Source organism: Paenibacillus sp. NRS-1781 (genome assembly GCF_050467745.1).
GTDB lineage: Bacteria > Bacillota > Bacilli > Paenibacillales > Paenibacillaceae > Paenibacillus > Paenibacillus terrae_A.
In genome coordinates, this window is sequence record NZ_JBITPI010000010.1 from 61548 (window position 1) to 72193 (window position 10646).

At 47.6% G+C, this 10646-nt stretch carries 10 protein-coding genes, 1 rRNA gene and 1 riboswitch; of the genes, 2 read left to right on the forward strand and 9 right to left on the reverse strand.

The genetic code is table 11. The features are described from left to right. Positions 1 to 2 precede the first annotated feature (2 nt). The 5 genes from purB to ACIFO6_RS02970 form a co-directional block, all read right to left on the reverse strand. Positions 3 to 1301, reverse strand: coding sequence for an adenylosuccinate lyase (gene purB, locus ACIFO6_RS02950; RefSeq protein ID WP_430038011.1), 1299 nt, complete (start codon positions 1299 to 1301; stop codon positions 3 to 5). 2 nt (positions 1302 to 1303) lie between these two features. Continuing rightward, the gene (gene purK / locus ACIFO6_RS02955; protein ID WP_430037981.1) at positions 1304 to 2479 is read right to left on the reverse strand and encodes a 5-(carboxyamino)imidazole ribonucleotide synthase; all 1176 of its coding nucleotides are present in this window, start codon (positions 2477 to 2479) and stop codon (positions 1304 to 1306) included. Continuing rightward, positions 2476 to 2961 carry a 5-(carboxyamino)imidazole ribonucleotide mutase gene (purE, locus tag ACIFO6_RS02960; RefSeq protein ID WP_430037983.1) on the reverse strand — a complete coding sequence of 162 codons (486 nt, stop codon included), beginning with the start codon at positions 2959 to 2961 and terminating at the stop codon, positions 2476 to 2478. Before purE ends, purK begins: the two co-directional genes overlap by 4 nt. A 147-nt stretch (positions 2962 to 3108) precedes the next feature. Further along, positions 3109 to 3210, reverse strand: a riboswitch (purine riboswitch). A 353-nt stretch (positions 3211 to 3563) separates the two neighbouring features. Further along, positions 3564 to 3998 carry a universal stress protein gene (locus ACIFO6_RS02965; RefSeq protein ID WP_430037986.1) on the reverse strand — a complete coding sequence of 145 codons (435 nt, stop codon included), beginning with the start codon at positions 3996 to 3998 and terminating at the stop codon, positions 3564 to 3566. A gap of 145 nt (positions 3999 to 4143) precedes the next feature. Beyond that, on the reverse strand, positions 4144 to 4407 hold the full coding sequence (locus tag ACIFO6_RS02970; RefSeq protein WP_044647005.1) for a DUF1294 domain-containing protein: 264 nt from the start codon (positions 4405 to 4407) through the stop codon (positions 4144 to 4146). A 179-nt stretch (positions 4408 to 4586) separates the two neighbouring features. Between ACIFO6_RS02970 and ACIFO6_RS02975 the strand changes: the two genes are divergently transcribed. After that, positions 4587 to 4715, forward strand: coding sequence for a DUF4023 family protein (locus tag ACIFO6_RS02975; RefSeq protein ID WP_023987044.1), 129 nt, complete (start codon positions 4587 to 4589; stop codon positions 4713 to 4715). A gap of 378 nt (positions 4716 to 5093) precedes the next feature. On the opposite strand, the gene ACIFO6_RS02980 is transcribed toward ACIFO6_RS02975, so the two are convergent. Then, positions 5094 to 5294 carry a glycoside hydrolase family 36 N-terminal domain-containing protein gene (locus ACIFO6_RS02980; RefSeq protein WP_430038014.1) on the reverse strand — a complete coding sequence of 67 codons (201 nt, stop codon included), beginning with the start codon at positions 5292 to 5294 and terminating at the stop codon, positions 5094 to 5096. Positions 5295 to 5526: 232 nt separating this feature from the next. On the opposite strand from ACIFO6_RS02980, the gene ACIFO6_RS02985 reads away from it, so the two are divergent. Beyond that, positions 5527 to 6687, forward strand: coding sequence for a type II asparaginase (locus tag ACIFO6_RS02985; protein WP_430037990.1), 1161 nt, complete (start codon positions 5527 to 5529; stop codon positions 6685 to 6687). A gap of 253 nt (positions 6688 to 6940) precedes the next feature. Here ACIFO6_RS02985 and ACIFO6_RS02990 read toward each other — a convergent pair whose 3' ends face one another. The 3 genes from ACIFO6_RS02990 to rrf form a co-directional block, all read right to left on the reverse strand. Next, positions 6941 to 9073 (reverse strand): DNA topoisomerase III, encoded by a 2133-nt coding sequence (locus ACIFO6_RS02990; RefSeq protein WP_430037993.1) that lies wholly within the window; start codon positions 9071 to 9073, stop codon positions 6941 to 6943. Between the two features lie 138 nt (positions 9074 to 9211). Continuing rightward, positions 9212 to 10204: a ketoacyl-ACP synthase III gene (locus ACIFO6_RS02995; protein ID WP_430037997.1), complete on the reverse strand. Its 993-nt coding sequence runs from the start codon at positions 10202 to 10204 to the stop codon at positions 9212 to 9214. 202 nt (positions 10205 to 10406) lie between these two features. Next, positions 10407 to 10523, reverse strand: a 5S ribosomal RNA gene (gene rrf / locus ACIFO6_RS03000). Positions 10524 to 10646 lie beyond the last annotated feature (123 nt).

A 10646-nucleotide genomic window follows, 5' to 3' on the forward strand; every position in this document is an offset into this window, starting at 1 on the left:
ACTTACTCCCCTAATCCCAGCTTTTTAAAGATCGTATCTACGTTTTTCAGATGCCATGCCGGATTGAACGCATCCTCGATTTCATCCGGGCTGAGTACAGCAGTAATTTCCGGAGTCGCCTCGACGATTTCGCGAAATTGACGTTGCTCTTCCCATGCCTGCATAGCACGCGGCTGCACGGTATCGTAGGCTTTTTCGCGACTAAAGCCCTTGTCGATCAGCTTCGTCATAATACGGCCAGAGAACGGTACACCATACGTACGCGCCATATTGCGCTTCATATTTTCAGGGAATACCGTCAGGTTCTTCACGATATTACCAAAACGGGTCAGCATGTAGTTCAACAGCATCGTTGCATCCGGCAGAATAATACGTTCCACGGAAGAATGCGAAATGTCGCGCTCATGCCACAGTGTTACGTTCTCATACGCGGATACCATATGACCGCGAATCACACGCGCCAGACCGGAAATATTTTCGCTACCGATCGGATTGCGTTTATGCGGCATCGCGGAAGATCCTTTTTGACCCTTCGCAAAGGCTTCCTCCACCTCACGGAATTCACTCTTTTGCAGGGCGCGGACTTCGGTTGCAAATTTATCCAACGATGTGGCTACCAGTGCCAATGTCGCCATGTATTCGGCATGACGATCACGTTGGAGCGTTTGTGTAGAGATTGGCGCAGGCTTGGTGCCCAGCTTGCGGCATACAAACTCTTCTACCGCTGGATCAATGTTAGCGTACGTACCGACTGCACCAGACATTTTACCGTACTCAACCTGGTCAGCCGCAAAGCGGAAACGTTCCAAATTGCGCTTCATTTCCTCGTACCACAAAGCCATTTTCAGACCAAAAGTTGTCGGCTCTGCATGTACCCCGTGTGTACGGCCCATCATCGGCGTGTGTTTGTAAGCCAGTGCTTTTTCCTTCAAAATTTCAATAAAATTCAAGATATCGCGCTCCAGAATTTCATTCGCCTGCTTCAACAGGTAGCCCAGTGCGGTATCTACCACATCCGTAGAGGTCAGGCCGTAATGCACCCATTTGCGCTCGTCGCCAAGACTTTCGGACACCGTACGGGTAAAAGCAATGACATCATGTCTTGTTTCCTGTTCAATTTCATAGATCCGGTCAATATCAAAGCTTGCGTTCTTACGCAGCGCCACAGTGTCCTCTTTCGGAATAACGCCCAATTCTGCCCAAGCTTCACAGGCACACAATTCTACTTCCAGCCATGCTTTAAATTTATTTTCTTCCGTCCAAATGGCTCTCATTTCCGGTCTGCTATAGCGTTCGATCATAACTATATATTCCCCCAAATATTGGTTTGTTCTATCCATTCCAGCGCTTGTTCCGCATCCTGGCACAGTAGATTCATATGTCCCATCTTTCGGCCTGGTTTGGCTTCGCTTTTTCCATACAAATGCAGCTTGGGCACAACATCCAATCTTTCAGCTTCGGCATCCGGCTGCACGAACCGTTGAACCACATCCTCCAAATGCTCACCTAGCACATTGACCATAACGACCGGAGTCAGCAGCTTCGTGCTTCCCAGCGGTAAGCCGCAAATGGCACGTATATGCTGCTCAAATTGCGACGTTGCGCATCCCTCCATCGTGTAATGACCGGAGTTATGTGGCCTCGGTGCCAGCTCATTGACATACAATTGTCCGTCTTCGGTAACGAACATCTCTACAGCAAGTAGCCCCACCGCACCTAACGACTCCGCCACAGCCACAGCCAGTTTGCGTGCTTCCTCCTGCACGGATTGCGGCACGCGCGCGGGTACAATCGACGTGTGCAAAATATTGTTCACATGAATGTTTTCCGCAGGTGGGAAGGCTTTGGCTTCCCGGTTCGTGCTGCGTGCGACGATTACCGAGATTTCGCAGCGAAAACGTATGAACTGTTCTAGCACCAGTTCCGCACCGCTACCAACCAGCCCTTCGTAGGCAGCTACGGCTTCCTCAGGTTGGCGAATGACCACCTGTCCCTTACCATCATAACCGCCGACGGCTGTCTTGAGCACACATGGCACGCCCAGCTCAGCTACCGCTTGAACCATATCGGCAGCGCTGCCGATTTCACGATACGGAGCAACCGGAACGCCAGCGGCTTCAATGGAGCGTTTTTCCCGTAGCCGATGCTGTGTTGTGTACAATAAACGGCTACCCTGCGGCACACTTGATTCCTGTTCCAAAAGCGCGGCTACACCCGCATCCACATTTTCAAACTCATACGTAATCACGTCGCATCGCCCGGCCAACTCTCTGGCTGCATGCTCATCATCATAGGCAGCGAAAATCTGCTCCGACACCTGGCCGCATGGACTATCTGGTGTCGGGTCCAGCGTCACAAAACGGTATCCCATCTTTGCTCCAGCCAGTACCAGCATTCTTCCCAGCTGTCCGCCCCCCAAAAGTCCAATCGTTGTACCGGGAGGTCGGACACAGCCTGCGGGTTCACATGCCTCATTCATAGCGAGTCACTGCCTTCCAGCACCTCGTCACGGATACGGTCGCGTCTTGCCTCGACCCGCTGGCGCACTTTTTCATCAAAAGCACCCAATATTTGTGCTGCCAGCAGCCCTGCATTCGTAGCGCCCGCTTTACCAATTGCTACAGTAGCGACCGGAATGCCTCCCGGCATCTGCACAATGGAGAGCAGGGAGTCCAGACCGTTCAGCGCCTTCGACTGAACAGGCACACCGATGACTGGCAAAGCCGTCTTGGCGGCTACCATACCCGGCAAATGCGCCGCGCCACCCGCTCCGGCAATAATGACCTTCAACCCGCGCCCGGCGGCTTCCTCAGCAAAATGGAACATCAAATCCGGTGTACGATGGGCTGAGACTACCTTTTTCTCATATCCGATTTCAAGCTCGTCCAGCACAGCACATGCATGCTGCATGGTGTCCCAGTCCGATGTGCTGCCCATAATGACAGCGACCTGCACTGACATGTCCTTCACTCCCTATTTATCAATAAGCGCCAAAAATCCGGCACTCGAAAATAACGTTATTTTCAAGACACCGGACTACGAAAAACAAACGACAAAGCCTCTCAAGGACATGCCAAAAGCAAGCCTGTTTCACCGCAACAAATGCGGCTTCAGCCGTATGTCTCCCGTAGTCCGGAAATTTAAGGTTTCCAGGTAGAAACTTCCGGGCCATATCCCCGGCATTATACGAGTCATCATTTTGCCTACTCGACCTTTAAAGATATTCTTTACAACTATGAATCGTGGTCTGTTTCAGCTCAAACATGTGTACCTTATTAAATTTAACCTAAAGTTCTTTTTTTATCGACAATACACTTCATAGTTTAACAATTCCCTACACCCTATGTCAACTTGAAAACGAACATTATCAAAATCAACCAATTGAATGTTCGTGTTTGACAAAACACAAACCCTTTTCTACCCGCAAGACGGGACGATCACTATACATTTAGCTGGCTCTTTGCCTCAGACTGCCATCATAGACCGGCTCTATGCTCCACAAAAAAATAAAAGCCAGTACTCCCTGTAGAGGCAGTAATCCGGCTTTTATTTCTTCTATTCTGTTACTTCACAACCAGCACAGGGATGCGTGCATGCTGCACCACATTATGACTGACGCTGCCTAATACAAATTCTCGAATACCGCCCAAACCACGGCTGCCGATCACAATCACATCAAAGCCATTTTCATTCGCATAATCCAAAATAACTTCAGCCGGCGAGCCCTGAATCAGCTCCACCCTGGCGTCAATGCCTTGGTCGGCAAGCCGTTTTTTGACCTCATCCGTGGTTTGCTCCGCCAAATCGTAATATTCTTTATTCACCGAAGCTGGAATCGGAGCCAAACCTTCCCCCATGAAAATACGCGGAAAATCAAATGCTGTTACAACCTCAAGCTGCGAGGACGGTGAAGCCTTGGCTAATTCAGCCGCCTTCAGCAAGGCCTTATTGGATGCCTCGGAACCGTCATAAGCAAGCAATATTTTCGAAAATAACATACATATGCACCTCTTCCTATTCAGTTTGTTAAAACAAAGCCTGAAATATGTATTCCCTTGGGCGTTCATACATTCACATTGCCGGACGCTAGCATAGCCGCCTTACTCATCATTAAACATCCCCACGAGAGCCTAAACCACAGCTTTACCGTAAAAAATACCCGTACAGCAATGCATTAACGAACAACAACGCAGGAATACCCAGTCTGAAGCTCATATGCCGCGTTTTGTGGCGTTTGCGGTACATTGCAATCAGCACACCCAACGCTCCCCCGATCAGGGCCAGCAAAAACAACGTCCGTTCGGGTACACGATCACGGTGCTTACGCGCCCTCTTTTTGTCTTCCGACATTACTAGATAGCCTACTGCATTTATAAACAGCAGCCACACCAACAAGCCTGTCTGCAATGTCTCCCCTCCTTTTGCACACCATACCGGTTCAGCCATTAGTCCTTTATAGCCCTCTCCCCTTTCATTATAACTCTCCCCCTTTTGCAGAAACAACGCTTTCTCCTGACTGGAATTCCACTTTTGCGGATATAGTAACGTTTGACTGCATCTATTTTGTTCTCAAAGGAGGGACTACGATGGAAAGCACCCATGAATACGTCGAAAAGCTGCGGGAAAATGCTAAAAAGGCAGAACGCAACCGTAAAAGAGGAAAAGGAACTCCCAGCGCCAGCTTGCCAACCAAACAGCATACCAACAATCCTTAATCAGTGGGTACCCGGCATAAACTGTAGAACTGTGCTATTCACGTATAGTATCCGCTTGAATTGCAGTATTTTTCTTTAGATGTTGCGACATCAGATACAGCGCCTTCTATAGCTTATGCAAAACAATAAGCAGGCTCCCTTTGAGGTGTCTGCTTATTGTAATTTCGATGTTCACTTCCATCCTGTCGCAGTAATCTCTTCTCCCAGTCTACCCAGACAACCACTCATCATCCAGTACAAACAGTTTAACCCCAAGCCCCTGACCAGCCCTCCTCTTGACAGTCTTGTTCAATATAAGCGATGATAGGTGCGCGACATATCACACAATTCTTCCCAGGAACGAACCAGTACAGCTTTCGGCGTCTGGAATGACTCTCCCTACCTCATGAACCAGACAATTACACATTTCATAATCACCGTCACGAAATCCACATTACAGCTCAAAGCTCGTCGAAGCGTTACATTTGAACTGCCTATATTTTCAAAACGTACAGAACGAGTGATAGCATCTAATTCATTGAATACTGTATATTGTAGAACGGCCGGAAGACCGGTCAATCTCGATTTACCCTGTGTAATCGTATGACTTACATAAAGTTAACTCCCTATCAACTTTCTACACACCCTATACAAACAATAAAACGATTACATTCATAAAAAATAAGTTAATACGTCATATTATATGACATATATATTGACTAAAAACAATTTCAACCTCTATAATTCGTGATATTAACGTAATTCGACAAAGCACTTTGTCAGTTAATCTATCATTCGTATCTATGGTTTTCACATTGGAGAGGAGTTTTATATGACTAACATGAAAAAAATGACAATGATTCCCCTGCTGGCCAGCTTTATTCTCGGAAGTACCTTATGGAGTGGTGGTTTTACCTCTAACGCTGCGGCAGCAGCTACCACCAGCACGACTGTACCTCCATCTGCCACTACCATCACCGATAAATTTGAGAAACCACAAACAAATAGTCTACCCAACATTAAAATACTTGCTACTGGGGGAACCATCGCAGGGTCATCTACCGTCAACACCGATACAACCGACTATAAAGCAGGCGCGTTGGGTATCGAGACTCTGATTAAAGCCGTTCCTGAAATGAAAAGCATTGCAAACGTCAGCGGTGAACAGATTGTCAACGTGGGCAGTCCTGACATTAATAATGAAATCCTTTTAAAACTCGCCAAACGTACGAATGAACTGCTCGCCAGAGATGATGTAGACGGAATCGTTATTACTCATGGTACAGATACGCTGGAAGAAACCGCTTATTTCCTCAATCTGGTCGTCAATAGCGATAAGCCTGTGGTTGTCGTTGGCTCCATGCGTCCAGCTACAGCAATCAGCGCCGATGGGCCTTTTAACCTTTATAATGCTGTCAAAGTCGCTGGGGCTTCTGCCTCCAGAGGTCAAGGCGTACTGGTACTGCTAAATGACCGTATCGGTGCAGCGAGATACATTACCAAAACGAACACGACAGCAGTCGATACGTTCAAGTCTGTGGAGCAGGGATACCTGGGAGCTGTTCTGGGAGATCAAGTGTACTACTACAACAAATCTACACACAAGCATACAACTGCTTCTATGTTCGATATTTCCATTCTGACCCAACTGCCTCAGGTAGATATTTTATACGAATATCAAAATAACGGGCGCTATCTGTATGATGCAGCCGTAGCGGCAGGTGCCAAAGGGATCGTCGTGGCAGGCTCCGGCAATGGTTCCTTGTCCAAGACCTCTACAGAAGGTGCTGAGGCAGCAGGTAAAAAAGGAGTCATCATCGCACGTTCCAGCCGTGTAGGGAGCGGGATCGTCTCTCCGTCTACGAAAGACGCAGCGTCCAACTTTGTTTCCACTGACTCGCTCAATCCGCAAAAAGCACGGATTTTGCTCATGCTTGCTTTGACTCAAACACATGATGTTAAAGAAATTCAGTCCTTCTTTAATGAATACTAATAAGAGCCAGCTCACAAAAAAAGGAGCAGCAGTAACGGTGATATGCCGTAACTGCTGCTCCTTTTTCGCAAGACAATGACAACCTACAACTCCATACGGAGGCCCATTGTCTCAGCCTTAATATAGCTTCAAGTTTAAGTTTACCTGTCGGATGCTTAAATCCATACCAGTCAATGGATGACTGATTCCATTTTGCTGCTGCTTGCTTCTTGTCATTCTGCTGCCATAGTAATGGTCTACTGTTAGCTTTCAGTTATTTCCCCTGCTTTTGTTCCAAGGCTGCTTTTAGTAGATCACCCAGGCTGGAGCCAAGAGGCTCCTGCTTTTCATATTGTCTTACCAGCTTCTGCTGTTCACGTTTGTTTACCCGTTGCTTGTCCTTATCCAGCGTCTCGGTAATGCCACAAGGCAGACATCTTACATACAACCCCGCCTTGCCCTCTTTCATTTCCATTTTTTTATGGCACTGCGGACAACGACGATTCGACAAACGTTTTTCTCCCGAACGGCGATAACTGCAATCCGCACTTGGACATACGAGGAACTTGCCCTGTTTGCCCTTCTTCTCCAGAAGCTTTGTACCACAATCCGGGCAATGACTATTCGTCACGTTATGGGGCTTGTATTCGGCACTGCTATTTTTCACAGTGGAAACCAGCTCTTTCGCCATCGCACGAATGGAGTCCAGGAACGGTCCAGGTTGCCCTTGACCACGCGCGATTCGTTCCAGCTCCGCTTCCCAACGTGCCGTCAGCTCTGGTGTTCTTAGCTGTGGAGCTGCCAGCTCAATCAATTGTTTGCCTTTCCCCGTTGGATGCATTACATTTCCCTGACGTTCAATCGTATCCGAGCTAACCAGCTTCTCAATCAGATCCGCGCGAGTAGCAGGAGTACCCAGACCATGCTTCTCCATCTGAGCGAGTAGTGCCGCTTCCGTATACCTCTTCGGCGGCATCGTTCGTCCAGCACGCACAAGGCAACGCCCAACCCGGACAGCATCCCCTTTTTTCAGTTCAGGTAAAATAATGCCACTTCCATTGTCCTCACGTTCCTCTGCTTCGTCGTCCGTATCATAGAGACTTCCGTCATATACAGCACGCCAGCCACTATCTTTTATCGTCGTGCCTTTGACTTGAAACGTTTCCTGCTCTACCGTTACTGCAACCGCTACAGCATCATAGCGAGCAGGTGGATAGAAAAGACTGATAAATCGCCGTGCAATCAGATCATACAGCTTACGTTCCTCCGGGCTTAGCTGATTAAGCAATAATGTCTGCTCTGTAGGGATGATCGCATGGTGATCCGTTACTTTACTGTCATCCACAATTCGCTTTGAGATCGTCAAGCTCTTGCGCAGTAACGGGCGTGCCAAGGAAGCATATGGTCCTACAGCCACACTATTGAGCCGTTCCTTAAGGGTATCCACCATATCGGATGTCAGATAACGGCTGTCTGTACGTGGATACGTGACCAGCTTATGCTGCTCATACAGACGTTGAAGCACATTAGACGTCTGCTTGGCCGAAAAGCCGTAGCTCTGGTTGGCATCCCTTTGTAGCTCGGTTAAATCATAAGCCAACGGGTGTAGCTCATTCTTTTCACTTTTTTTGACACTGGCAACCGTGCCCTTAAAGCCTTCCAATTTGCGGCGCAAAGCCTCGGCTTGAGTACGGTCAAACATGCGTGAATCGCCATTTTCCGCACGCCAAGTTGCCTGAAAATCACCAAAGTCTGCCGTCAATGTATCATATTCCTGAGAACGAAACTGAGTAATCTCCTTCTCACGTTCCATAATCATTCCCAGCGTCGGTGTCTGTACTCTTCCCGCCGAAAGCTGAGCGTTATAGCGACAGGTCAATGCGCGGGTCACATTCAGTCCAATCATCCAATCTGCTTCAGCCCGACAACGAGCCGATTCATACAAACGATCAAACTGCTGTCCAGGCAACAGCTTCGCGAAGCCTTCCTTAATCGCTTTGTCCGTCTGCGATGAAATCCACAAGCGGCGGAAAGGCTTTTTCCAGTTGGCCATTTGTATAATCCAACGTGCCAACAGCTCCCCTTCACGAGCAGCATCCGTTGCCACAATAAGCTCACCAATATCCTGCCGCTTCAGGAGCTGCTGCACAGCCTTGAACTGATGATTGCTTTCCCGCAGCACCTTCAGCTTGGTGCTCTTGGGAAGGATCGGCAGGTCCTCCAAATTCCAGGTTGCATACTTGGAATCATAATCCTCCGGCTCTGCCAGTCCAACCAAATGACCTAACGCCCACGTCACAACATACTTGGGCCCCTCGATATAGCTTTTATGCTTCTCACGACTTCCCATCACACGTGCAATCTCTCTGGCTACGGATGGTTTTTCTGCTAATACTAATACCTTCATGTTACGCCCCTTTCTCTTATATTGTTAATTATACCATCCTCCCATCTTACGATAAATCAAATGCCAACGGCTCCAAAGCCATGATTATATATAGTATTACTATTTTATTACTATTACTTCTACATTTTATAGGAAAGCTTACAAATCAGGCACGCTCCATTTTAACAGCAGACCTGCATAAGTCAGGCCCCCTCCGAACCCATATAACAATACCCGTTGCCCATACCGTAAACGCCCATCATCCAGACCACACTGTAAAGCCAAAGGAATAGACGCCGCCGATGTATTACCATAAAATTCTACACTTGTCAGCGTCTTTTCCAAAGGTATTGCCCCTCGTTCACATATGGATTCGATCATTCTCAGATTCGCGCTATGCGGTACAAACCAGTCAAGGTCCTCATTCTTCATTCCAGCCTGCTCCAATAACCGTTCTACGCCCGCTGGGACAGAGCGAACAGCCCATTTATAAACCTCACGTCCATTTTGAACAAGAAATCCATTAGTTTGCAGCTTTTCCCCATCTAAATAATCAGATAAGCCTGCCCGATAGAGATGAGCTCCCCCTTGCCCATAGGTTCCGATATCTGCGGTCAAAAATGATCCTTTATCCTCGTCATATTCAACAAGAGCAGCCCCTGCGCCGTCTCCAAAAAGGATACAAGTCGTCCGGTCCGTATAATCTGTAATTTTAGACAACGTTTCCGCTCCCACCACTAACACCTTACGGTGTAGCCCCCCTGTAATAAGGCCATTTGCCAGGTGAAGTCCATAGGTGAACCCTGCACATGCTGCACTTACATCCATGGATCCCGCATCTGGAATATTAAAATGTGCCTGAATCCGTGAAGCTGTACTTGGAAAGTAGTAATCAGGTGTACTTGTTGCTACAATGATCATATCAACTTCGTTTATATTTACGTTATAGAGGTTAATCATACGTGTAACGGCCTGAATACATAAATCAGATACATATTGATCATCAGCCGCAATCCGCCGTTCACGCATACCCGTTCGTTGCACAATCCACTCGTCACTAGTATCCACGAGCTTCTCCAAGTCAGCATTCGTCAAAATCCGATCAGGTACATAAGTACCCAGAGCTGTAAGCTTTGCTTTAGAATTCAACAATCTGATCACTCTCCTTTATAATCCTTATTCCTATTATAACACCTGATACTAACACCTGGTACTAATTTATTTCAAAATTGCTTCAATTGATATGAGTTAGTCTCAATTTGTACCTTTCCATTAAGTTAAGTATATAGGTCTTGCCTTTTCAATACAAAAAAAAGAACCACAATCTCAAGGGATTATGGTCCTTCTTCCTATTGCTTGGCGACGTCCTACTCTCCCAGGACCCTGCGGTCCAAGTACCATCGGCGCTGGAGGGCTTAACGGTCGTGTTCGGGATGGGTACGTGTGGAACCCCTCCGCTATCGCCACCAAACATGAATTTACATCGTAAATTCGCCTATGTGTATGTATCCTCTACATACCTTCAAGGTGTTACACCCTGAAAACTGGATCCGAAACTCCATTGCGTCCTATACTTTAGGATAAGCCCTCGACC

Bases quoted from the DNA above. Each gene is read 5' to 3' on its own strand.
- purB (WP_430038011.1), bottom strand. From the start codon at position 1,301: ATGATCGAACGCTATAGCAGACCGGAAATGAGAGCCATTTGGACGGAA.
- purK (WP_430037981.1), bottom strand. From the start codon at position 2,479: ATGAATGAGGCATGTGAACCCGCAGGCTGTGTCCGACCTCCCGGTACA.
- purE (WP_430037983.1), bottom strand. From the start codon at position 2,961: ATGTCAGTGCAGGTCGCTGTCATTATGGGCAGCACATCGGACTGGGAC.
- ACIFO6_RS02965 (WP_430037986.1), bottom strand. From the start codon at position 3,998: ATGTTATTTTCGAAAATATTGCTTGCTTATGACGGTTCCGAGGCATCC.
- ACIFO6_RS02975 (WP_023987044.1), top strand. From the start codon at position 4,587: ATGGAAAGCACCCATGAATACGTCGAAAAGCTGCGGGAAAATGCTAAA.
- ACIFO6_RS02985 (WP_430037990.1), top strand. From the start codon at position 5,527: ATGACTAACATGAAAAAAATGACAATGATTCCCCTGCTGGCCAGCTTT.
- ACIFO6_RS02990 (WP_430037993.1), bottom strand. From the start codon at position 9,073: ATGAAGGTATTAGTATTAGCAGAAAAACCATCCGTAGCCAGAGAGATT.